The following is a 21,732-nucleotide window of genomic DNA, read 5'->3' as shown; positions in this document are numbered from 1 at the left end:
TTTATGAATCGGCGATCACCGAGACGCCCCATACGAGCGCGACCGCGCCCATCACGATGAGCGGCGCGTGAGCCAGCCAGCCCATCAGCGCGGCACACGTTGCGCTCGTCGCCATCGCGCCGACCGTGACCGCCGTGCGCCCCACGCGGTCCGCCAGCACGCCGCCGAGCCACGCGCCCATCGCACCGATCGCGATCACGCTGAAGGTCATCCACTCCGCGCGCGTACGGGCGTTGGCCATGCCGCGCGCGACGAACGTTTGCTGCAGGAACAGCGCGAGCCACGCCCACATCGCGTAAAGCTCCCACATGTGGCCGAGGTAGCCGAGATTGGCGAGCCGCAGGGCGGGCCGCCGCCACGCCTGCGCGACCTTCGCAACGTCGATGCGCGTGGCGCGCCGGATGTTCGGTCCGATGCTCGCAAAGCCGATCAGCATCGCGGCGCACGCCGCGCACGCCGCGGCGACGCCATAGATCGTGCGCCAGCCGAGCCCGCCCGTGGCCGCCAGCAGATGCGGGCTTGCCGAGCCGAGCGTGAGCGCGCCCACGAGCAGGCCGACGAGCAGACCGAGATCGCCTTGTGCCCAGGTGGCCGCGAGCCGCATGCCTACCGGATACACGCCCGCCATGCACATGCCGGTGATGAACCGCAGCGCGACAACCGCGCCGCCGACCGGCGGCAGGAACGCGAGCGATGCGGTGGCCACGGCCGCCACGAGCGCGGAACCCGCGAGCAACCGGCGCAGATCGTAGCGGTCGGGCAGAGAAAGCAATGCGGACGTGATGGTGCCGGCCACGAAGCCGCACTGCACGGCGCTCGTGAGCAAGGCTTCGTCGAACGCGGCAATGGCGTGCGCCTGCTTGATGAGGACCACCACGGTGCTCGACGAAAACCAGACGCCCATCGCCGCCACCTGCGCGAGGAGCAGCAACGCGAGCGAGGCGGCCTTGCCGCGTTGCGCCGTGCCAAGCCCTGGCGGGCCCGTTTCGTCCGACGAACGGGAACCGGCAGCGCCTCGGGAAGGCGTGCGCGCCACGCTCACGCAGCCGCTGCCGCGTGCGCCTGTGCGAGCACGCGATGAAACGCGCGGCCGAACCAGATCAGCCCGTCGCGCCCGCCCATCATGCGCGCCGCCTTGATCTCACAGAAGAACACCGTGTGTGTGCCAACTTCGGTCGTGCGCGCAATGTGGCAATCGAACGAACTCACGGCGCCGCGCAGCGCAGGCGCGCCCGTTTCGAGCCGATACCATTCGGCGAGCGCGAAACGTTCGTCCATGTCGATGTCTTTCGTGGCGAAGCGCGCGGCCACCTCGCGCTGGTCGGCGGCCAGCACGTTCACGCAGAGCCGCCTGTTCGCGCGCAGGATCGCGTTGTTGCGGCTCGTGCGATTGATGCAGACGAGCAGCGTGGGGGGCTCGTCCGTCACGCCGCACACGGCGGACGCCGTGCAGCCGGCGCGCCCTGCGTCGCCGTCGGTCGTGACGATGTTCACGGCGGCGCCAAGACCGGACATGGCGTCGCGAAAGAGGGATTTGTCTACCATATTTTTGCCCGCTTGCCGCGGTCTCCTCGTAGCGGGAATTCAGTACCCGGTTTTCACGCCTCGTTCATGCCTCGTTCACGCGCGCGCCGCGATACTGCGCCGCCGCGTGCGACGCCGGCAGGCGTGCGCCGCCGGAGAGCTTTTCGCGCAGGGTGCCCTCACGATACGCGCTTTTATAGGCGCCGCGCGTTTGCAGTTCGGGCACCAGCAGTTCGACCACGTCGTCGAAGCATTCCGGCACCACCGTGCGCGAGAGATTGAAGCCATCCACGCCCGCTGTTTCGCTCCACTCGATCAACGTTTGCGCGATGCGCTCGGCCGATCCCACCCACGGCGCCTGGCGGCTGCCGAGGACCATCTGCTCGAGCAGCTTGCGGCGCGTCCATTGCGGCCCGGCGCTGCGCGTCATGGCTTCGACGTTGGACACGATCGCCTGGCTCTTGCCCGTCTCGATGGGCTCGTCGAGATCGTAACGCGCGAAGTCGATGCCAAGCGACGCCGCCGCGTGCGCGAGCGCCGCTTCCGGGCTCACGTAGCGCCGGTACTCGTCGAACTTCTCGCGCGCTTCGCTATCCGTGCGTCCGACGATCAGCGTCGCGCCCAGAAAGACCTTCACGTCGTCGGCCGCGCGCCCGAGCTGCACGGCCTGCGCCCGAATGTCCCCGACGATCTCCTTCACGCCTTCCATCTTCTGACCATTGATGAACACGCATTCGGCGTGCGTCGCGGCAAAGCGCCTGCCGCGCGTGGACGATCCCGCCTGGTAGAGCACCGGCGTGCGCTGCGGAGACGGCGCGCACAGATGCATCGCATCCACCTTGTACTGCGGCCCGCGATGATGAATCGTCCGCACGCGAGCTGGGTCGGTGTAGATGCCGCCGGCGCGGTCATTGAGGACGGCGTCGTCGTCCCAGCTGCCTTCCCAGAGCTTGTACACGAGCGCCATGTATTCGTCGGCCAGATCGTAGCGGTCGTCGTGAGCGTTCTGGCCATCCATGCCGATGGCGCGGGCCGCACTGTCGAGATAGCCCGTCACGATGTTCCAGCCGATGCGCCCGCCCGTGAGATGGTCGAGCGTGGACATGCGCCGCGCGAACAGAAACGGCTGTTCATACGTGAGATTGGCCGTCACGCCGAAGCCCAGATGCTGCGTCACCGCGGCCATGGCGGGGATGACGAGCGTGGGATCGTTCACGGGCACCTGCACCGCGCCGCGCAGCGCGGCGTCGGCATTGCCGCCGTAGACGTCGTACACGCCGACGACATCCGCGAAGAAAATGCCGTCGAAGAGGCCCCGTTCGAGCTTCTTCGCGTAGTCGGTCCAGTACCGGAGTTCCGTGTAGCGGCTCGACTGGTCGCGCGGATGGGTCCACAAGCCTTGCTGAATGTGGCCTACGCAGTTCATGTCGAAAGCGTTCAGACGGATTTCACGTGGCATGTCGGCTCCTTTTGGGCGCGCTCGATGCCATCTACTATAGTAGACGAACGGATACTAATGAAACCTGGGATTGTTCCGGTATTGCCGCGTAGGGCTCAGGCGAACGCCTCTTGCCGGGTTCACTGGATGTGATGCCACCCATCACGGATCGTCATTTGTCCCGGTCGACCGGTTCGCGTATGTTTGCCGGAACGAAGCGTTGCCGTTCCCGTTGCCCTTCGAACGGGGGCTCGAACACGTCGAGGCCGACATGTTGCGGATGGCGATGCGGCAAGGAAGGCGACGGACTTAGCGGAGTGCCACCCGGACGCTGCCTCATACAAGGAGAAGTTCACGTGCCCATGCTCAAATTCGACATCCTCGAGGGCCGCACCGACGAACAGCTGCGTGCGCTCCTCGATGCCGCCCATGAGGCCATGGTGCAGGCCTTCGATGTACCCGTTACCGATCGCTACCAGAGCGTCAACCAGCATCGTCCGGGCGAGCTGGTGGTAGAAGACACGGGACTCGGGTACGCGCGATCGAGAGACGTCATCTTGCTGACCGCGGTGAGCCGCAAGCGCACTGAGCCGCAAAAGGTCGAATTCTATCGCCTGCTCGTCGAAAAGCTCCAAGCCCAATGCGGCATTTCGCCGGACGACGTCGTCGTGTCGATCGTCGAGAACGACGACGCGGACTGGTCCTTTGGCCGCGGGCGCGCGCAGTTCATCACCCGGGAATTGACATAGCGTCGTGAGGTTGGGGGACCGCGGTAAAACTGCGCAACAGCCGCGCACCGGCGAGGAGCCACTCATAATCTCTGCGCCTGAGCGATACGCCACAAGCCGGCCCGTATAATCGACTCATGAACCGACCGCTTACCGACCCCACCTCCGCCATTTCCACGCGCGTGCGCATCGAGCGCGAATCGCGCGGCTGGTCGCTCGCGGACATGGCCGAGCGCTCGGGCGTTTCCAAAGCGATGATCAGCAAGATCGAACGCGGCGAAGCGAGCCCTACCGCTACCGTGCTCGGCCGGCTTTCGGGCGCCTTTGGCCTGCAGCTGTCCATGCTTCTCGCGCTCGCCGAGCAAACTGGCGAGCGTTTGAGCCGCGCCGCCGATCAGCAGATCTGGCAAGACCCCGAAACCGGCTACACGCGCCGGGCCGTCTCGCCGCGCAACGGCGGCATGCTCGACCTCGTGGAGATCGCGTTGCCGGGCGGCGTTCGCGTTGCATATCCGGCGTCGGCGTTCACGTTCCAGCATCAGCAGATCTGGGTGCGCAGCGGCACGCTGGTATTCGAGGAAGGCGAACAGGTCCACACGCTCGAGGCCGGCGACTGCCTGCAACTCGGGCCGCCGGCCGACTGCGCGTTCTTCAATCCGGGCAAGGGCCCGTGCGTGTACGTCGTGGCACTCGTGCGCCGCTGAATGCGAGTACGCGTCGTCGCGGCGCCTCTCCTGCATCGTTGAATCGGCTATCGCACAGGCGTTTTGCGCGCATGGCGCGTGCATGCCCAATGCGAGTAGCCGAATGTGGGCATTTGCATATATTCCGAAGTCCTCAGGCGGCAACGGCGCAGGGCCGCCGCCACGCCATGAGAGACCGACGATGCATGACGTGATTCAAGCCATGAAGCTCAATCACCTGAGCTTCCGCTCTGCCGATACCGCCGCAATGGCGGCCTTCTTCGAGCGCCATCTGGGATTCACCATTGCGGGAACGTGGGAGCAGTCGTATATCCTCAAGCGCCCCGGCTACGACGTGGTGATCGACCATGCAAGCGGCGACGCGCCGGCATGGCCCAGGAACTTCCACTTGGGCTCGCGTGGACGCCGTGCCTGAATATCGCGGCACGTTCGACATCTGACCGAGGGTGGGCGATCAGCCCTCCACCCGCGCCTTCACGATCTTCCCTCGTTGCAGCACGTATTCGATCCGCTCGCCCTCGCCGGCCACCACGCCGATGTCGGCGAGCGGATTGCCATCGAGCACGACCACGTCGGCAATCGCACCCGCCGCGATCACGCCCAGCTCGCCCTTCCTGTTCACGATTTCCGCAGCCACGCTCGTTGCCGAGCGCAGCGCCTCCAGATTGCCGAGCACTTCCGCGCGAATGCGGAACTCGCCGGTCTGGAACGCGTGCATCTCGCCAAGCAGATCGGACCCGAACCCCATCTGCACGCCGGCCTTCGCATAGATCTCGAGCGATTCGCGCCCCTTCTGCTGCACAGAGGCCACCTTCGCCACCGAATCCGGCGGTAGCCCGAACTGCGCGCCGTGGGTGGCCAGCGCATCGTAGGTCACGAGCGTCGGCACGACGAAAGCGCCGAACTCGCACATCAACTGTGCCGCCGCTTCGTCCACGAGATTGCCGTGCTCGATCGTGCGCACGCCACAGCGCACCGCGCGCGCGATGGCGCGACCCGTATAGGCGTGCGCCATCACATAGGTGTTCGCCGCTTCGGCCTCCGCCACGATGGCGCGAATTTCATCTTCGGAGTACTGCGTATTGTTGATGGGGTCCGTCGGCGAGGCCACACCGCCCGACGCCATGATCTTGATCTGCGTGGCGCCCTTCTGGATCTCCTCGCGCACCGCGAGACGCACCGCATCCACGCCATCCACCACGCGCGCGATCGCCCCGGTGCGGAAGCAGCACGAGCAGGGTTCGAGCAAATCGCCGCGCGGACGGAAATCGCCGTGACCGCCCGTCTGCGAGAGCGCCTTGCCCGAGGGGAAAATGCGCGGCCCGCGAACCACGCCCGTTTCCACGGCCTGCATCAGGCTCCAGTCGGCGCCGCCCGCGTCGCGCACGCTCGTGAAGCCGCGCGAGAGCATGGCGTCGAGAATCGGCAGCGAGCGGATGGCCGCGAGGATGTTGGGCTGCGTGGCGTTGGCACCGAGATTCGCATTCGAGGCCAGCACGTGCACGTGGCAGTCGATCAAGCCCGGCATGACGGTCTTGCCGCGCACCTTGACCACGTTTGCGTTCGGCAGGTCGACGGGGCGATCGGTCACCTCCACGATGCGCTCGTCTTCAATCACGACGTGATGATGTTCGAGCAGCACGCCGCGTTCGAGGTCGAGTACGTTGCCGCCTTTGAGTACGGTTAGGGTCATTGTGTGGATTCCTGATGGAGTCGTTCAGTTCGCGCGCCGCACTTCTTTCACGAAGAAGGTGCCAACCAGGCTGATTGCGGCCGCGACGATCACGTAGAGCGCGGGCGCCATGTTGCTGCCGGTGCGCGCGATGAGCCACGTGATCAGGAACGGTGCGAAGCCGCCGAAGATCGTGACCGCGAAGTTGTAGGCCACCGAGAGACCAGTCGAGAGCACCTTGGTCGGGAACAGCTCCGAGAAGGCGGCGAGAATCGGACCCGTGTAGGCGGCGATCAGCACGCCAAACACGGCCTGAAACACGATGAGCGAGGCGAAGCCGGGCGCGCGGTTGATCCACGCGAACATGGGCCAGGCCAGCACGAGAATCAGGAACGCGGCACCGCTCAGGAACACGCGCCGGCCCCACGCATCCGCCAGCTTGCCCACGATCGGCGCGCCGCACATGATCATCAGGCCGCCCACCATGCCAGCGGAAAAGCCCGTCGATTGCGGCAGATGCAGCGTGCGCACCGAATAGGTCGGCATGTAGAACAGCAGCACGTAGGTGCAGACGGTCCAGAGAATAACCATGGAGAAGCTCGCGAAGGTCTCGCGCGGGTAGCGCTCGAACACCTCCTTGAGGGGCGAATTGTCTTTCGCCTGCGCTTCCACGGCGCTGAACGCGGGCGTCTCGTCGATCTGGCTGCGGATGTAGTAGCCCACCGGGCCCACGAGAATGCCGATCAGAAACGGCAGCCGCCAGCCCCAGCTATGCAGCGATTGCGCATCGAGCGACGCCGTGACGAACGTGCCCGTGGCTGCGCCCAGCAGCACCGCGAAACCGATGCTCGACTGGATCCAGCTCGAATAGTAGGCGCGCTTGCCCGGCGGCGCGTACTCGGTGAGGAACGCCGTGGCCCCGCCCATCTCGCCGCCCGCCGAGAAACCCTGCAGCAGGCGCGCAAGGACGATCAGCAACGGCGCGGCAAGGCCCGCCTGCTCGTAGGTGGGCGCGAGCCCGATCAGCGCGGTGCCGAAGGCCATCAGCAGGATGGTGAGCGAGAGCGCCGCCTTGCGGCCCACCTTGTCGGCGTAGATGCCGAGCACGATGCCGCCCACCGGCCGCATGAAAAAGCCCACGCCGAAGGTCGCCACCGTGAGCAGCACGGAAGTCAGCTCGTTGCCGGTCGGAAAGAACAGCTTCGCGATGACCACAGCGAAGAAGCTGTACACCGTGAAGTCGAACCATTCGAGGCCGTTGCCCAATACCGTCGCTATGATCGCGCGGCGGCGCTGCTGCGCGGTCGTCGCGACAGCTTCATGCGCGACGCGAGGTGAAAGCGTTCCTTGCATGGTCTCTTCCTTGTCAGATTAATCGTCGCTGCGCGCCAACGACTACGCGCCCGGAGCTGTCCTACATGCTCCTCATGCTAATGACAGCCCGATTAATTTCTGAAACGAAAGATTCGCATGCATGCATGCGCTGAGCGCATGCGAGCCACCTGAACGCCGCCAACTCCGTCACACTGTCGTTTGCATCTCCGCCTGCTCGAACAGCCAGCGCGTGAACAGGCGCGCCGCCTGGTTCTGCGCGCGTTCGTTGGGCGAGATCACGTAGTAGCCGCCGCCGTGGCTCGCCGAGCTTTCGCCCACGCGCACGAGCAAACCGTCTTCGATGCACGCGTCGATCATGTAGCGCCAGCCGAGCGCCACGCCCTGGCCGAGTATGGCGAGCTGCACGAGTTGCGGATAGTGGTTGATCGTGATGCCCTGCGGGGTCTTCGGCATCGTCATGCCGTTCAGGTCGAACCATTCGGGCCACGACATCCACTGGCGCTGGCCGTCTTCGAGCAGCAGCAGCGTTTCGCCCGCCAGATCGGCAGGCGCGAGCGCGCGTCCCGCGAGATAGCCGGGCGAGCAAACGGGAAACACCTCTTCGTTGAAGAGGCGGCGCGCGGTGAAATGCGTGGGCGCCTGCTGGCGCACGTAATACACGCCGACGTCGAACTCCGCGGGCGACATCGTAGCGAGCCCGTCACGCACGATCAGGCGCAGCTTGATGTTGGGGTACGCCGCGCGGAATGCCGGCAGGCGCGGCGTGAGCCACAGCACCGCCACGCCCGACGAGCACGCAATGGTCAGTTCGAGGTCGCCGTAGTGCTTCATCACGTCGAAGGTGGCTTCGGCACATTGCGTGAGGAGCCGTTGCACCTGGGCCGCATATTGCTCGCCCGCTATCGTGAGGCGCAGCGAGCGGTGCTCGCGCACGAACAGCGAGCGGCCGAGAAACTCCTCGAGCTGCTGGATCTGGCGGCTGATCGCGCTTTGCGTGAGGTGCAGTTCGGCGGCCGCGCGCGTGAAGCTGGCGTGACGCACGGCGGCTTCGAACGCGACGAGGCAGGGCAGCGGAGGCAGAGGCGTGATGCGCATGGAATGACTCGGGCGGGTCGTGTCAGGGAGATGTTGCCATACATCCCACGGCGGCAGCCTCCAACAAAAACGGCACGCGCACCAGGTTGCGCGTGCCCGCCGCGAAAAAAACTTACTATTGCGTTGAATCTCTGCGCAACCAAGGGGGCGAAGATGAGTTCTGCCGGGAGTGCGGCAAGCGGTGCGGGCGCAGTGCAATGGCACGCCATGCCCGCCGCCGAGATAGAGCGCCAGCTCAACGTGAATCCGTCGCAAGGGCTCGACGTGGCGGACGCCGCACAGCGCCTCGGCACCTATGGGCCGAACGTCCTGCCCCAGGGCAAGAAAAGCGGCCCCTTCGTGCGGTTCCTCGCCCAGTTCAACAACGTGCTCATTTATGTGCTGCTCGCGGCGGGCTTCATCAAGCTGATGCTGAGCCTGTGGCTCGACGCCTCGATCATCTTCGCGGTGGTCATCCTCAACTCGTTGCTGGGCTTCCTGCAGGAAGGGCGCGCCGAGAAAGCGCTCGACTCGATTCGCAACATGCTCTCGGCGGAAGCGCGCGTGCTGCGCGCGGGCGAGGGGCGCCTCGTCCCCTCCGACGAGGTCGTGCCCGGCGACATCGTGCTGCTGGAATCGGGCGACAAGATCCCCGCGGACATCCGCCTCGTGGAGGCGCGGAACCTGCGCACGGAGGAGGCAGCGCTCACCGGCGAATCCGTGCCTGCGGAGAAGAACACCGGTGCGGTGCCGGCGCAGGCCACCGTGGGCGACCGCGAGAATATGGCCTTTTCCGGGACGATGGTCCTCTCGGGCCGCGCGACCGGCATCGTCGTGGCGACGGGCAGCCAGACGGAGCTTGGCCGCATCAACCAGATGCTGGCCGAGGTCAGCGCGCTGGAAACGCCGCTGCTACGCCAGATCAAGAAGTTTGGATACGTCATTACGATCGCCATCGGCATCATCAGCGTGCTGCTGTTCGCATGGGGCCACTGGCTCGGCCACATGACCTTCATCCAGTTGTTCCAGGCCGTGGTGGGCATCGCGGTCTCGGTGATCCCGGAAGGGCTGCCGGCGCTCATTACCATCACGCTCGCCATCGGCGTGCAGCGCATGGCGAAGCGCAACGCCATCATCCGCCGCCTGCCCGCGGTCGAGACGCTGGGTTCCGTCTCGCGCATCTGCTCGGACAAGACCGGCACGCTCACCCTCATGGAGATGATGGTGACCTCGGTCGTGACGGCCGACGCGCCCTATGAAGTGACCGGCGACGGCTACGCACCCGAAGGCGAGGTCCGCACGGGCGGCAAGGCGCTCGGCGCCGAGCGGCCGGAAGTGCTCACGCTCATGGGCCGCGTATCCATACTGTGCAACGACGCCGGCCTCTTCGAAGAAGACGGCAAATGGAAAGTGGAAGGCGACCCGACTGAGGGCGCGCTCTACCCGTTCGCCGGCAAGCTCGGCATGGACCGCGGCGCGGAAGCCGCCGCCGCGCCGCGCATCGACGGCATTCCGTTCGAGTCCGAACACAAGTTCATGGCCACGCTGAACCGCTCGGCGCAGGGCGAGATGCTGCTCGTGAAAGGCGCGCCGGAAGTAATCATCGAAAACTGCGACCGCCAGCAAACGGCAAGCGGCCCCGCGCCGCTCGACCGCGAGCGCTTTGCGCGCGAAGGCGAGCGGCTCGCCTCGCAGGGCGAACGCGTGCTGGCGCTTGCGTGGCTGCCCGACCCCGGCCTCGAAGTGGGCAATCTCGGCCCCGAGGACCTGCCGAAGACGCTCGTGCTGCTCGGTCTCGTGGGCCTCATGGACCCGCCGCGCAAGGAGGCGATCGACGCGGTGCGCGAATGCCACGGCGGCGGTATCCGCGTGACGATGATCACGGGCGACCACAAGGTCACGGCCGCCGCCATTGCGGGCATGCTCGGCATCGGCGACGGCAAGACGGCCGTGGCCGGCACCGAGATCGAGGCGATGAACGACGCCGCCTTGCAGGAATGCGTGCGCGACGTGGACGTATTCGCGCGCGCGAGCCCCGAGCACAAGCTGCGGCTCGTGAAGGCGATCCAGGCCAACCGCCAGGTGGTCGCCATGACGGGCGACGGCGTGAACGATGCGCCCGCGCTCAAGAAGGCCGACATCGGCGTGGCGATGGGCATCAAGGGCACCGAAGTCACGAAGGAAGCCGCGGGCATGATCCTCGCCGACGACAATTTCGCCTCGATCTCGGCCGCAGTGAAGGAGGGGCGCACGGTCTACAACAACATCGAAAAGGCCATGCTCTTCATGCTGCCCACCAATATCGCCCAGGGCGCCGTGATTGCCATCGCGATCCTGTTCGGCTTCGTGCTGCCGATCACCGCGCCGCAGGTGCTGTGGGTGAACATGATCACGTCCGTCGCGCTTGGCCTCGTGATTTCCTTCGAGCCTCACGAGGACGACGTGATGCAGCGCCCGCCGCGCTCGATCGACCGTCCTATCGTCACACCATTCGGCGTGTGGCGCATTCTCTTCGTCGGCGCCACGCTCGTGCTCTATACGCTCGCCGCATTCTTCTGGATGAAGGTGCAGGGCGTGCCGGACTCGATGGCGCGCACGGCCGCCGTCAACGCCATCACGCTGGGACAGGTCTTCTATCTGCTCAACAGCCGCTCGCTGATCAATTCGGCGCTATCGGTACGCGCGCACATGGGCAACCCGTATCTCTGGTATGGCATTGGTGCCGTTATCGTGCTGCAGATCCTGTTCACCTATACGCTGCCCTTTCACGCCGTGTTCGATACCGAGTCCCTGCCGCTCTCGGCATGGCTCTGGCTCGTGGCGGGCGCGATCCTGTTCTTCCTCGTGGTGGAGCTGGAAAAGCTCGTCATTCGTTCGATACCGTCGCTGAAGAAGTCCGTGAGCCCGCAACAGCGCGGCGCACCAACAAGGCAGTACCATGACGCGTAGAATCGTTTCGTCCCGTCTCGAGAGCGAGGGCCCAATGCCATGCTGCCTGGTGCGAACCTGAACCTGGTCGAGGTAACCGGATTGCTGGTGGGCGGCCTCGCCCTGTTCCTGTTCGGGCTGGATCTGATGACGGGCGCGCTCAAAACGATTGCCGGCGCGCGCCTGCAATCGCTGCTGGGTTCGCTCACCGCCAACCGGTTTCGCGGCGTGCTCGCGGGCGCCGGCATCACGGCGCTCCTGAACTCGTCGACCATCACCACGGTGCTGCTGGTGGGCTTCGTTTCCGCGCGGCTCATGACGCTGATGCAGTCCATCCCGATGATCATGGGCGCCAATATCGGCTCGACGCTCACCGCGCAGATCATCGCGTTCAATATCTCCGCGCTCACGCCGTTCATGCTCGGCGGCGGCTTCCTGCTGTATGGCTTTGCGAAGCGCGAAACGCTGCGCGAACTAGGCGGCGCGCTGCTCGGCCTCGGCCTGCTGTTTCTCGGCATCGAGATGATGGGCAACGCCACCCGGCCCCTGCGCGATTACCAGCCGTTCATCGACGCGATGCAGAACATGCGCAATCCGCTCATCGGCATCGTGATCGGCGCCGTGTTCACGGCCATCGTGCAAAGCTCGGCGGCCACGCTCGCAATCGTGATCGCGCTAGGCAGCCAGGGGCTGATTCCGCTCGAATCGGGCATTGCGCTGATACTCGGCGCCAATGTGGGCACCTGTGGCACGGCGCTGCTCGCTTCGATCGGCAAATCGGCGGAGGCGGCGCAAGTCGGTATCGTCCACCTGATCTTCAACGTGCTTGGCGTGCTGTTCTTCGCCTTCATCATTCCCCAGTTCGCCGATTTCGTACGCATGATCTCGCCTTCCGCGCCCGAACTGACCGGCGCCGCGCGCCTCGCGGCGGAAACGCCGCGCCAGGCCGCCAATGCACACACGGTGTTCAGCGTGTTCAGCACCCTCGTGCTGATCTGGTTCACCGGGCCGATTGCGAAGCTAGCCGAACGCCTCGCACCGGCGCGCCGCGAAGGGTGGCAGGACCCCGGCGTGCCGCGCTACCTCGATGAAACGCTGGTCGAAATGCCGGCGCTCGCCATTGCCCGCGTGCAACTCGAACTGGCTGCGCTCGGCAAGCTCGTGCAGATTCTCGTCGAGCATAGCGCGAGGCTGCTGGTCGAAAGCTCCACGCACGCGCTTTCCACAGTGACGAACGAGGACAAGGCGGCGGACTCGCTCAGCACCGCCATCCTCACGTATATCGGCAAGCTCTCCGACGCCGTGCAAAGCGACGACGAAGGCCGGCAGGTGGTGGATCTCGCGCGGATTACGACCTGCCTCGACGCCATCCGCGAAGTGGCCACCACGAGCATGCTCGCGCTAAGCCAGCGGCGCGCCGCGCAAAGCGCGGATGTGACCGTGCTGGCGAGCAACCCCGAGCTGCTGCAGTTCGCCAGGTCCGTCATCGAGCGTTTCACGCTTTCCGTGCAGATGATCGCGCACCCGGAGGCCGACGTCGTGACGGGCATCGTCAACGCCAAGCCGGAAATCGAAGCTCAGTCCGACCTCGCGCGGCAGCACATCATGTCTGCGCTGCAGCTACGCAACGAGGGCGCGGCGTTCCTGTTCCGCTTCGCCAACGACGTGATCGAGCAGTTGAACGAAGTGGCGCGGCTCTCCCGGGCCATCGCCAAGGCCACGCGGTGGCTGCACGACGTGAAAGTGCTGGAGCCGGAAAGCGCAGAGGCGGCGGCCGAGACCGAGGCAGAAGCCCAGGTATAAAGAGACGGCACGCGCCTGCTGCGCGTGCGTCTTCAACGCGTCGCGCCCGAGCTCAGCGCGTGAGGATCGCTGGTGGGCACCGCTTCGAGAAAGCCGCGTCCCATCTCCGCCTCGAAACGCGAAGCGCTCCCCTCCCAGACGATGCGTGCATGCTCCAGCACATAGACGCGGTCCGCGTGCGGCAGGGCAAAGCGAACGTTCTGCTCGCCCAGCAGCACGGTAATGGGCGTGGACTGCTGCAGCGCATCGAGCGCTTTCGAAAGCTGTTCCAGGATCACGGGCGCGAGCCCGAGCGTCGGTTCGTCGAGTATCAACAGCCTGGGCTGGGGCATGAGCGCACGCGCAATGGCCAGCATTTGCTGCTCGCCGCCCGAGAGCGTACGCGCCGTTTGGCCCTGGCGCGACTCGAGGATCGGAAAGAGGTCATAGAGCCACGTGAGCTGCTTCTTGCGCACCTCGTCGGAGAGATGATAGCCGCCGAGTTCGAGATTCTCGCGCACCGTCATGTCGCCGAACAACTCGCGCGTTTCCGGGCATTGCACGAGGCCCGCGCGCGAGACGGCCGCGCCGCTCATGCCCTTCAGGTCGCGCCCGTCGAAGCGGATCGCCCCCTTGTACGGCAGGAGGCCCGAGAGCGCGTTGAACAGCGTGGTCTTGCCCGCGCCGTTGAGGCCCACCACCGAAACGAACTCGCCCTCGCGCACGTGGAGGCTCACGCCGTCGAGCGCGCATGCCTTGCCGTACAGCACGCGCACGTCGGAGACCTCGAGGATGGCGCGCTTCGCTTCGCCCGCAAAGCTCGCGCGCTGACGCAGTTCCAGCTTGCCGCCCAGATACACGCGGCGCACGGTTTCGTTTTGCATCACTTCTTCAGCGGTGCCTTCGGCAACGTGCTCGCCAAGGTACATGGCGAGCACGCGATCGGCGAGCGCTGAAAGGCTCTTGACGTTGTGATCGACCAGCAGCACCGCGCGCCCCTCCGCGCGAAAACCGCGAATCAGCTCGGAGAATGCGTCCGATTCCGCAACCGTGAGTCCTGCGAAGGGCTCATCGACGAGCACGACCTGCGGGTCGCGCGCAATCGCTTTCGCCATCTCCATGCGGCGCAGGTCCGCGAACGGCAGCGTGGCGGGATGCCGGTGCATGACGGCGGCCAGCCCCACGCGCGCGGCAATTTCCTGCGCGCGCTGATGCACATGCGGCTCGGCCGCGAGCTTGACGAGCGAGTCCGGCAGCAGCGCGAGCTTGATGTGCTCCAGCACCGTTTGCCGATGCAGGGGGCGCGAATGCTGGAACACGATGCCCACGCCGGCGCGCGCGATGCGGTGCGGCGCCCAGCCGGCCATCTCCACGCCGTTCACCTTGACCGAGCCCGCGTTGGGCCGCTCGATGCCCATGATGAGCTTCATCACGGTCGACTTGCCGGACCCGTTGGGTCCGATCAGGCCCAGGATCTCGCCGGGCCGGATGTCGAAACCAATGTCCTTCACCGCGACGAGACCGCCAAAGCGCTTGGTCAGCCCGCGAACGGAGAGCAGCGGCGTGTCGTTCATTGGCGTTCCCTCGTCCGTAGCAGGTTGCCGAGCAAACCGTCCGGAAAGAACAGCAGCGCCGCGAGCGCCACGGCCGCGACGACGAACGTGTTGAGCTGGCCGAGCGGGCGCAGGAACTCGCCGGCCACGATCAGGAAGATCGATCCGAGCACGGCGCCGAGTATCGTGCGGCGCCCGCCGAGCACGGCCGCGATGATGATCTGCACGCCGACGCTCAGGTCCACCACCGTGCTCACGGATGCCGTGCCTTGATAGAACACCAGCATCGCGCCCGCCACGCCCGAAAACACGGCGCTGATGCAAAAGGCCACGAGCTTGTGCCGCGTGACGTTGAAGCCCAGCGCCTGCGCGCCGGTGGCGTCCTGGCCGCTCGCCTGCAGGATGAGGCCGATGGCCGAGCGGGAGAGGCCGAACAGCAGGATCGCGCAAACCACCAGAAACGCCAGCGCGATCCAGTAGTTGTGGTTCGCGTCGACGGACATCACGTCGGGCACCATCATCCCGATCTCGCCGCCCGTCACGCCCGCGAAAATCACGATGGCGTTCTGCAGCAGCAGCACCGCCACGAGCGTGACGAGGCCGAAGTACGGACCGCGCAGCCGCAGCGCGGGCACCGCGAGCAGCAGGCCGCCCACCAGCGCGAAAAGGCCGCCCGCAATCACGCAGACAGGAATCGGCAGACCCCAGTGGGCATCGATGATGGCCGCCGAATAGGCGCCGAGGCCGATCAGGAACGTCGGGCCAAAATTGACCTCGCCGGCAAAGCCGAACAGCAGATCCCACGACATCGCGAACACACCGAAGTAATACGCGACCGTGAGCACGCCGAGGATATACCCCGACATCCACCAGGGCAGCGTGGCCGCCGCGACGGCGAGCAACACGGCCACCCATACCCCACGCGAACGAAGAAGACCGGACATGTCGATGTGCTCCCTTCGCTCGGTTAGCGACGTCCCAGGAAGCCCTGGGGCCGCACGTACACGACGAGCACCAGCAGCAGCAGCGCGGGCAGCGGCCGCAGCGTCGGCGCAACGAGATACGCGGTGACGGTCTCCAGATAGCCGACCACATACGCGGCCATCAACGACCCGGAAACGCTGCCGAGCCCGCCCAGCACGACGATGGAGAACGCGCTCGCCGTGAGCTGCCCGGCGTTGTTCGTGCTCACGCCGAGGAACGACGCGAGCAGCACGCCCGCAATGCCCGCCAGCACGCCGTAGATGGTCCACGCAAGCAGATAGATGCGCGAGAGTTCGAAGCCGAGCAGCGTGAGGCCGCGCGGATTCATCGAGGCGGCGAGCAGCGCCTTGCCCGCGCGCGTGCGATTCACGAACAGCCACAGGAGGCCGATCACGGCCCAGCAGACCACGGCGATCATGATCTCGTTGAACGGCACGCGCACGCTGCCGATCATCGCCACGCCGCTGATGAGCGGGCGCATCGTCACCGGGTTGTCGGTGAAGAGCCAGGCCATGCCCTGCTGGATCATGATGCCCCACAGCAAGGTGCCGGTGAGCACGAAGATTTCCTTCTCTTCACCCGGAATCGCGGCGGAACGCTGGATAGGCCGCACCACCATCAGGTACGTGACATAGGCCGCGATGAGACCGGCGACCACGCCCAGCAGCGTGCCGAGCCAGGTGCCGAGGCCCGCCTCGCCCGCGAGCATCCAGCCCATCAGCGCCGCGACGAGCATCACGCCGCCATGTGCGAGATTCAAGATGCCAGAGACGCCGAAAATGAGCGTGAAGCCGATGGCGCCGAGCGCGTAGAGCGAGCTGATGGCGAAGCCGTCGATGAGGATCTGCAAGAGCAGCATGTCCGGCCTTTCAGGTGGGTTGGCGTGTCGCAACATGCGCCGTGCGGCCCATCGTCAAACGAAGGGCCGCACGGCGCGACGCACTGCGAAGCTAGTTCGCGGCCTGCTGGATCTTGATGAAGGTCGGGAACTTGACCTTGCCGTTCGCAACGGACTTGGGCCAGATCGCGATCTGCTTGCCGTCCTGCCATTGCAGGTTGATGCCGGTGATGTAGCCCGGGCCGTACTTGAGCGCGTGCGTGAACTGGTCGTCCTTGCCGTAGAACTGCCAGCGCCCGATCGTGCCGACGTAATCCGTCTTCTCGAGCGCGGCGACCATCTGGTCCGGATCGGTCGAGCCCTTGTTGCGCTTGATCGCATCCGCGAGGATGTGCACGAGGTCATAGGTCGAGAAGCCGCAATACGCGGGCGATACGCCGAACTTCTTCTGATACGCATCCGTGAAAGGCACCGTCTTCGGCGTGATCGCCACGCCCGGTGCCGCAGCGGAAGCCGTGATCACGCCCTCCGTCGCGCCGTTCGTGTCCTTCCAGAAGCTCGTGGTCGTGGCCTGCGAGCTTTGGCCCGACATCGGGATCGGCACCTGCTGATCGTGCCATTGCACCGTCGGCTGCACGCCCACGTGGCTGATGCCCGTGGTGATCGTATCGGGGTGCCTGGCCTCGATCTGATTGAAAATTGGTGTGAAGTCCGAAGTATCCGGATTGAAGCGGATATGATCGACCACCTTGAGCCCGGCCTTGGGCAGGCATTCCATGAAGCGCTCGTCGAGCGGCTTGGTCCATGCGGCGTCCTCGCTCATCACGACCGTCGACTTCATCTTGAACTGGTCGACGAGAATATCGTGAGAAAAATCGCAGATCGACTGCGCGATGAATGCCGACGTCATCCAGCCGTGGAACGTGTACTTGTAGTGGTCGTAGTCGTCGTGGACGTGCTTCGAAATATCGTTGCTCGCGGCGCCCGGCGTAATAAAGGGCATTTTCAGCCGTGCCGACCAGGGTTCCATGGCGAGCGCCACTTCACTGATATAGCTGCCGATCACAGCGACGACCTTGTCCTGGGTCGCGGCGCGCTGGAACGCGCGCACGCCGTCCGAGGCCGACGAGTGGTCGTCGTACGCGATGATCTGGATGGGCCGGCCATCTACGCCGCCGCTCGCGTTGATCTCGTCCGCGGCGAGCTGTGCCGCCTTGCTGATCGAGGCGCCCGCGACCGCGGACTCCTCGCTGATCACGCCGATCTTGATCGGGTCCCCCGCGGCATGCGCGCCGGCCGCGAGGCCCAGCCCTGCTGCCACCATGCCCGTCGCCGCTACGCGATGAAGGTTTCGCCACACGCCGTTACTGGACATCATGCATCTCCGATTCGCCAGGATCGTTGAGGAACATCTGCCCGCTACATTGCTGCTTTGAAGAATGTGCCCACAACAGTATCACCAGCCTTTACGCGCTCAATCGGGAAAAACGATGACAGGTAACATACGGATAAGGTGCTGATTTCATGGTGCAAAGCGGCATAAATCCGGCCTCGCGGCGAGGCCGGCGGCATCTCGTGCCGCCGGCAAACGGCGCGGGGCGTTATGGACTGCGTGGAAAGCGCGCGGCCCCTGCAAAGGGTTCGAGCCATTGCACTGCACGATCCGTATAGATCTCGCTTTGCGGAGACGGCAAGCCTTCCAGGCTATCGAGCGTGCCGGCCTTCACGAGCACGACGCCGGGCATGCCGGAGACCTGGGTCATGACTGGCGAGCCGCAATTTGCACAGAAGTGACGATACGAAGGCTGCCCACTATCGCCCGTGTCCAGAAAGGCCTTCGTTTCGCCCTGCTGTTCGTAGTCGGCTTCCTTGATGAAGAGATTGAAGGAGAACAGGCTCCCGCCCTGCTTCTGGCAATGCCTGCAATGGCATATTGCACAAGCCACGGGTTCGGCCTTCAACACGTAACGCACGGCCCCGCACAGGGAGCCACCTTTTCGTTCCATCATGATTCGTTATCCATACTATTGACGATCGGCTGGGCCGCCCATCGCGGCCCGCCGTACTGCTAACCTCAGGCCACGCGCACGAGCTTGCGGTTGATGAATTCGCCGATGCCCAGCTCGGACAGCTCACGGCCGAAACCCGAATTCTTCACGCCGCCAAAAGGCAGGCCCGGAGAATCGGCGAAGCAGGAATTGATGTACACCATGCCGGCTTCGAGACGCGACGCAACCCGCTTCGCGTGCTCGATATCGGCGCCGAATACGAACGAGCCCAACCCGAAGCGCGTGGCGTTCGCCAGTTCGAGCGCTTCCTCCTCGCTGTTCACGACGTAGAAGGACAGCACCGGGCCGAAGGCCTCCTGCTGATAGAGCGGATTGTCCGCGGCAATGTCCGCGACGATCGTCGGCTCGAGATAGAAGCCGGGACGCTCGACGCGCCTGCCGCCATGGACGATACGCGCGCCGGCGGCCTTCGCGTCGGCAATCTGCTTGAGCAGGCCTTCGAGCGCACGCTCGCTGACGACCGGCCCGAGCGCCGTGGTTTCGTCATGCGGATCGCCCACCTTCAGCGCGGCAAAACGCGCTGTCAACGCCGCCAGCATCTGCTCGCCGCGCTCCTTGCCGACCACGATCACGCGCTTGACGTTGACGCAGCCCTGCCCCGAGTTGAAGGTGCGGCCCATCACGCACTGCTCGACGGCAAAGTCGAGCGGCGCGTCTTCGAGAATGATGGCAGGGTCGCTGCCGCCCAGTTCGAGGATCACCTTCTTGAGATTGCGGCCCGCGCGTTCGGCCACGGCAGTCCCGGCGCGCTCGCTGCCCGTGAGGGCGACGCCGCGCACGCGGAAGTCGTCGACGAGCTTCACCACCTGGTCGATGCTGCAAAAGAGATTGGTATAGACGCCTTCCGGCGCGCCAGCCTCCTCGAACAGGCGCGCAAATGCGAGCGCGCATTGCGGCACGTTTTCGGCATGCTTCATCATGACCACATTGCCGGCAACAAGCTGGGTCGCGGCGACGCGCGCGAGCTGATAGTACGGAAAATTCCAGGGCTCGATGGCGAGGATCACGCCGATGGGTTCGGCAACCAGCGTCGCGCCAGGCTCGCCGGGCAGCGGCTGGGGCGCCAGGAACTGCTCTCCGTTGTTTGCGTAGTAATCCAGAATATCGGCAACGAGTTCGATCTCGCCATAACTCTGGCTCACGATCTTGCCCATTTCCAGCGTGGGATAGCGCGCGTATTCGTCGCGCTTTTCGCGCAGGATGCGCGCGGCCCGCGCGAGGATCTGGGCGCGTTCGGCCACGCTGCGGTGTTTCCAGTCTTCGCGATAGCGCGTGTCTGCCGTCGCCAGAGCAGCGAACACCTGCGCGTCGGATTGCAGCGGAAACTCCTTGACGAATTCTCCCGTAGCGGGATTCACGGTGCTAAAGCTCATGATCTTTGACTCCATTGGACCGTTGGAACAGTCGGCTATTCAAAGCCGCCTTGCGGATGGCGCGCTGCTCGTTCCGGTGGTCGGGCAGCGCGCTCTCGAAAACGATTTCGCAACCAAGATAGCAGCGCGGTCCGAAAATATCAAGGAGCCGGGAAAATTCCCAGAAATCGATTTCGATCGAAATAAAGCGTCATCGAGCCGGAAGGCCCGCCGGGAGCCGCGTCGGGCTGGGGCCGAAATCGTTTTCTGCAGAAATCTCCCCGACATGCCTCACTTTCGTCCACGCGGCGTACAATGCCGAAAACGCTTTCGAAGATGCCTCGAGCGGCGTCTGGAGAGGTCAGAGGAGCAGGAATGAACATTCAGGAACTAGCGGCAGCGCTCGAGCTTTCGGTCAGTACCGTTTCGAAGGCGCTGAACGACCGGGACGACGTCAGCCCGGCAACGCGCCAGCGCGTGCTGGAAGCCGCGCAGCGCTACGGCTTTTCTCCGGATCCCGCCGCCCGGCGCCTGCGCAAACAAGCGGCGGACACCATAGCCTTCGTCGTGTCGCCGCCGCAAACGTCGTTCGCTCATCCGTTCTTTCTCGACATGCTGATGGGCGTGAACGAGACCATGGACGACAGCGGCTATCAGGTCATCGTGGCTTCGCCGCGCAGCGTGGAGGGCGAACTCGACGTCTTCAAGCGCCTCATCGAGCGGCAACGCGTGGGCGGCCTGCTGTTCGGGCGCACGCGGCGGCAGGACGAACGCATTGCGTATCTGCTCGAACGCGACATTCCCTTCGTCGCCTTCGGCCGGAGCGACACGTCCAGCGACTTCCCCTATGTCGACATCGATCATCGCGTGGTCGGGCGCTCGGGGTGTGCGCGCTTCATCGCACTGGGCCATCGCCGCATCGGGCTCGTGCACGCTCCCGAATACCTGACGTTCAGCCATCTCGAACGCCTTGGCTATACCGATGCGCTACGTGCCGCGGGAATCCGTTTCGACAAGGCGCTCTGCGTCGAGACGGCGATCTCGGAAGAAGGCGGCGCCGAGGCGGCGCGGCGGCTGCTCGACCTGCCCGACCCGCCGACGGCGATCGTGTGCGGACACGACCTGACCGCCCTCGGCGCATTGCGCGGCATCGCGGAAACCGGCCGGGTGCCGGGCCGCGATGTGGGCGTCATTGGCGGCGACAATCATCCCATCGGACGCTATGTGCAGCCCGCGCTGACCACCTTCACGGCCGAGACGTACCGCGCCGGCAAGCGGATGGCAGAGATGCTGCTCGAACGGCTCGCGGGCAAGTCGCCGCGCGCGCTCCAGGAGGTGTGGACGCCGGAGCTGATCGTCCGTGCGTCAGATGGGCCGCATCGCGGCGAGGGGCACTATCCGGCGGAAGGCAAAAAGATGGCGTCGAAACGCTCGGGCGTCGCGCGCGCATAAGCGGCGCGACCGCTCACTCGCGGTCCTTGCCCCAGCGCCAGCGAGGCGGCTCGCCCTTGAGCCAGCAGACCAGCGAAAGCGCGACAGTGGCGAGGATCGCGAGCCCCGCAAACGCATACGGATGCCCGTGCGGCTCAAAAAATACCGCGCTCAAAACAATCGACAAGACGTACACCACGAGCACCACCCAACCCTGCCAGGTGAGCGGAAGTCCCCACCCCCAGCCATAGCGTTTGGCTCGAAACCAGTATTTGCCAGTGCCTGCCATTTCCCCTTCTCCCGCGCCTGACCCGATGCGC

General features: G+C 65.3%; 19 protein-coding genes and 1 pseudogene. 7 read left to right on the top strand and 13 right to left on the bottom strand.

Features of this window, described 5'->3' with window-relative positions:
- Position 1: 1 nt before the first annotated feature.
- The 3 genes from AB4Y44_RS05715 to AB4Y44_RS05705 form a co-directional block, all read right to left on the bottom strand.
- Positions 2-1,042 carry an MFS transporter gene (locus tag AB4Y44_RS05715; protein WP_368698940.1) on the bottom strand — a complete coding sequence of 347 codons (1,041 nt, stop codon included), beginning with the start codon at positions 1,040-1,042 and terminating at the stop codon, positions 2-4.
- On the bottom strand, positions 1,039-1,545 hold the full coding sequence (locus AB4Y44_RS05710; RefSeq protein WP_342919702.1) for a flavin reductase: 507 nt from the start codon (positions 1,543-1,545) through the stop codon (positions 1,039-1,041). The genes AB4Y44_RS05715 and AB4Y44_RS05710 overlap by 4 nt, the downstream gene beginning before the upstream one ends.
- Positions 1,546-1,609: 64 nt before the next feature.
- Complete coding sequence (locus tag AB4Y44_RS05705; RefSeq protein ID WP_368698939.1) at positions 1,610-2,983, bottom strand: LLM class flavin-dependent oxidoreductase; 1,374 nt, start codon at positions 2,981-2,983, stop codon at positions 1,610-1,612.
- Between the two features lie 341 nt (positions 2,984-3,324).
- On the opposite strand from AB4Y44_RS05705, the gene AB4Y44_RS05700 reads away from it, so the two are divergent.
- From AB4Y44_RS05700 to AB4Y44_RS05690, 3 genes and pseudogenes are all read left to right on the top strand, one after another.
- Complete coding sequence (locus AB4Y44_RS05700; RefSeq protein WP_368698938.1) at positions 3,325-3,711, top strand: tautomerase family protein; 387 nt, start codon at positions 3,325-3,327, stop codon at positions 3,709-3,711.
- 116 nt (positions 3,712-3,827) lie between these two features.
- Positions 3,828-4,394 (top strand): XRE family transcriptional regulator, encoded by a 567-nt coding sequence (locus tag AB4Y44_RS05695; RefSeq protein WP_342919705.1) that lies wholly within the window; start codon positions 3,828-3,830, stop codon positions 4,392-4,394.
- Positions 4,395-4,575: 181 nt separating this feature from the next.
- Positions 4,576-4,788 (top strand): annotated as a pseudogene (locus AB4Y44_RS05690) (VOC family protein); the annotation flags it as partial.
- A gap of 60 nt (positions 4,789-4,848) precedes the next feature.
- Here the strand turns inward: AB4Y44_RS05690 and AB4Y44_RS05685 are convergent.
- The 3 genes from AB4Y44_RS05685 to AB4Y44_RS05675 all read right to left on the bottom strand — a co-directional run bounded on the left by AB4Y44_RS05685 (position 4,849) and on the right by AB4Y44_RS05675 (position 8,496).
- Positions 4,849-6,087 (bottom strand): amidohydrolase family protein, encoded by a 1,239-nt coding sequence (locus AB4Y44_RS05685; RefSeq protein ID WP_368698937.1) that lies wholly within the window; start codon positions 6,085-6,087, stop codon positions 4,849-4,851.
- Between the two features lie 24 nt (positions 6,088-6,111).
- Positions 6,112-7,419, bottom strand: coding sequence for an MFS transporter (locus tag AB4Y44_RS05680; RefSeq protein ID WP_368698936.1), 1,308 nt, complete (start codon positions 7,417-7,419; stop codon positions 6,112-6,114).
- Between the two features lie 168 nt (positions 7,420-7,587).
- Entirely contained in the window at positions 7,588-8,496 is a 909-nt protein-coding gene (locus tag AB4Y44_RS05675; protein ID WP_342919709.1) for a LysR substrate-binding domain-containing protein, read from the bottom strand.
- A gap of 153 nt (positions 8,497-8,649) precedes the next feature.
- Between AB4Y44_RS05675 and AB4Y44_RS05670 the strand changes: the two genes are divergently transcribed.
- Both AB4Y44_RS05670 and AB4Y44_RS05665 read left to right on the top strand, forming a co-directional pair.
- On the top strand, positions 8,650-11,424 hold the full coding sequence (locus tag AB4Y44_RS05670; RefSeq protein ID WP_368698935.1) for an HAD-IC family P-type ATPase: 2,775 nt from the start codon (positions 8,650-8,652) through the stop codon (positions 11,422-11,424).
- Between the two features lie 39 nt (positions 11,425-11,463).
- A complete protein-coding gene (locus AB4Y44_RS05665; RefSeq protein ID WP_368698934.1) occupies positions 11,464-13,206 on the top strand; it encodes a Na/Pi cotransporter family protein in 1,743 nt (580 codons plus the stop codon).
- A gap of 32 nt (positions 13,207-13,238) precedes the next feature.
- Here the strand turns inward: AB4Y44_RS05665 and AB4Y44_RS05660 are convergent, their stop codons facing one another.
- From AB4Y44_RS05660 to AB4Y44_RS05635, 6 genes are all read right to left on the bottom strand, one after another.
- Positions 13,239-14,759 carry an ATP-binding cassette domain-containing protein gene (locus AB4Y44_RS05660; protein ID WP_368698933.1) on the bottom strand — a complete coding sequence of 507 codons (1,521 nt, stop codon included), beginning with the start codon at positions 14,757-14,759 and terminating at the stop codon, positions 13,239-13,241.
- A complete protein-coding gene (locus AB4Y44_RS05655; RefSeq protein WP_324153681.1) occupies positions 14,756-15,682 on the bottom strand; it encodes a branched-chain amino acid ABC transporter permease in 927 nt (308 codons plus the stop codon). Before AB4Y44_RS05655 ends, AB4Y44_RS05660 begins: the two co-directional genes overlap by 4 nt.
- Before the next feature lie 23 nt (positions 15,683-15,705).
- The gene (locus tag AB4Y44_RS05650) at positions 15,706-16,581 is read right to left on the bottom strand and encodes a branched-chain amino acid ABC transporter permease (protein WP_342919713.1); all 876 of its coding nucleotides are present in this window, start codon (positions 16,579-16,581) and stop codon (positions 15,706-15,708) included.
- Between the two features lie 91 nt (positions 16,582-16,672).
- Positions 16,673-17,935, bottom strand: a complete 1,263-nt coding sequence (locus AB4Y44_RS05645; RefSeq protein WP_342919901.1) for an ABC transporter substrate-binding protein — start codon at positions 17,933-17,935, stop codon at positions 16,673-16,675.
- Between the two features lie 226 nt (positions 17,936-18,161).
- Entirely contained in the window at positions 18,162-18,569 is a 408-nt protein-coding gene (locus AB4Y44_RS05640) for a GFA family protein (RefSeq protein ID WP_368698932.1), read from the bottom strand.
- A gap of 65 nt (positions 18,570-18,634) precedes the next feature.
- Entirely contained in the window at positions 18,635-20,002 is a 1,368-nt protein-coding gene (locus AB4Y44_RS05635) for an NAD-dependent succinate-semialdehyde dehydrogenase (RefSeq protein WP_368698931.1), read from the bottom strand.
- Between AB4Y44_RS05635 and AB4Y44_RS05630 the strand changes: the two genes are divergently transcribed.
- Positions 20,001-20,360, top strand: coding sequence for a hypothetical protein (locus tag AB4Y44_RS05630; protein WP_368698930.1), 360 nt, complete (start codon positions 20,001-20,003; stop codon positions 20,358-20,360). The two genes, AB4Y44_RS05635 and AB4Y44_RS05630, sit on opposite strands and share 2 nt — an antisense overlap.
- On the top strand, positions 20,357-21,433 hold the full coding sequence (locus tag AB4Y44_RS05625) for a LacI family DNA-binding transcriptional regulator (RefSeq protein WP_368698929.1): 1,077 nt from the start codon (positions 20,357-20,359) through the stop codon (positions 21,431-21,433). Before AB4Y44_RS05630 ends, AB4Y44_RS05625 begins: the two co-directional genes overlap by 4 nt.
- A gap of 13 nt (positions 21,434-21,446) precedes the next feature.
- On the opposite strand, the gene AB4Y44_RS05620 is transcribed toward AB4Y44_RS05625, so the two are convergent.
- Positions 21,447-21,701 (bottom strand): hypothetical protein, encoded by a 255-nt coding sequence (locus AB4Y44_RS05620; protein WP_368698928.1) that lies wholly within the window; start codon positions 21,699-21,701, stop codon positions 21,447-21,449.
- Between the last annotated feature and the right edge of the window lie 31 nt (positions 21,702-21,732).

This window comes from Paraburkholderia sp. BR10937 (genome assembly GCF_040965695.1).
In the GTDB taxonomy this organism is placed as follows: Bacteria; Pseudomonadota; Gammaproteobacteria; order Burkholderiales; family Burkholderiaceae; genus Paraburkholderia.
This window is presented reverse-complemented; position numbering and strand designations above follow the sequence as displayed.

Bases quoted from the DNA above. Each gene is read 5' to 3' on its own strand.
- AB4Y44_RS05700 (WP_368698938.1), top strand. From the start codon at position 3,325: ATGCTCAAATTCGACATCCTCGAGGGCCGCACCGACGAACAGCTGCGT.
- AB4Y44_RS05695 (WP_342919705.1), top strand. From the start codon at position 3,828: ATGAACCGACCGCTTACCGACCCCACCTCCGCCATTTCCACGCGCGTG.
- AB4Y44_RS05620 (WP_368698928.1), bottom strand. From the start codon at position 21,701: ATGGCAGGCACTGGCAAATACTGGTTTCGAGCCAAACGCTATGGCTGG.
- AB4Y44_RS05645 (WP_342919901.1), bottom strand. From the start codon at position 17,935: ATGTCCAGTAACGGCGTGTGGCGAAACCTTCATCGCGTAGCGGCGACG.
- AB4Y44_RS05670 (WP_368698935.1), top strand. From the start codon at position 8,650: ATGAGTTCTGCCGGGAGTGCGGCAAGCGGTGCGGGCGCAGTGCAATGG.
- AB4Y44_RS05655 (WP_324153681.1), bottom strand. From the start codon at position 15,682: ATGTCCGGTCTTCTTCGTTCGCGTGGGGTATGGGTGGCCGTGTTGCTC.
- AB4Y44_RS05680 (WP_368698936.1), bottom strand. From the start codon at position 7,419: ATGCAAGGAACGCTTTCACCTCGCGTCGCGCATGAAGCTGTCGCGACG.
- AB4Y44_RS05660 (WP_368698933.1), bottom strand. From the start codon at position 14,759: ATGAACGACACGCCGCTGCTCTCCGTTCGCGGGCTGACCAAGCGCTTT.
- AB4Y44_RS05635 (WP_368698931.1), bottom strand. From the start codon at position 20,002: ATGAGCTTTAGCACCGTGAATCCCGCTACGGGAGAATTCGTCAAGGAG.
- AB4Y44_RS05685 (WP_368698937.1), bottom strand. From the start codon at position 6,087: ATGACCCTAACCGTACTCAAAGGCGGCAACGTACTCGACCTCGAACGC.
- AB4Y44_RS05630 (WP_368698930.1), top strand. From the start codon at position 20,001: ATGATCTTTGACTCCATTGGACCGTTGGAACAGTCGGCTATTCAAAGC.
- AB4Y44_RS05640 (WP_368698932.1), bottom strand. From the start codon at position 18,569: ATGATGGAACGAAAAGGTGGCTCCCTGTGCGGGGCCGTGCGTTACGTG.
- AB4Y44_RS05675 (WP_342919709.1), bottom strand. From the start codon at position 8,496: ATGCGCATCACGCCTCTGCCTCCGCTGCCCTGCCTCGTCGCGTTCGAA.
- AB4Y44_RS05665 (WP_368698934.1), top strand. From the start codon at position 11,464: ATGCTGCCTGGTGCGAACCTGAACCTGGTCGAGGTAACCGGATTGCTG.
- AB4Y44_RS05625 (WP_368698929.1), top strand. From the start codon at position 20,357: ATGAACATTCAGGAACTAGCGGCAGCGCTCGAGCTTTCGGTCAGTACC.
- AB4Y44_RS05705 (WP_368698939.1), bottom strand. From the start codon at position 2,983: ATGCCACGTGAAATCCGTCTGAACGCTTTCGACATGAACTGCGTAGGC.
- AB4Y44_RS05650 (WP_342919713.1), bottom strand. From the start codon at position 16,581: ATGCTGCTCTTGCAGATCCTCATCGACGGCTTCGCCATCAGCTCGCTC.
- AB4Y44_RS05710 (WP_342919702.1), bottom strand. From the start codon at position 1,545: ATGGTAGACAAATCCCTCTTTCGCGACGCCATGTCCGGTCTTGGCGCC.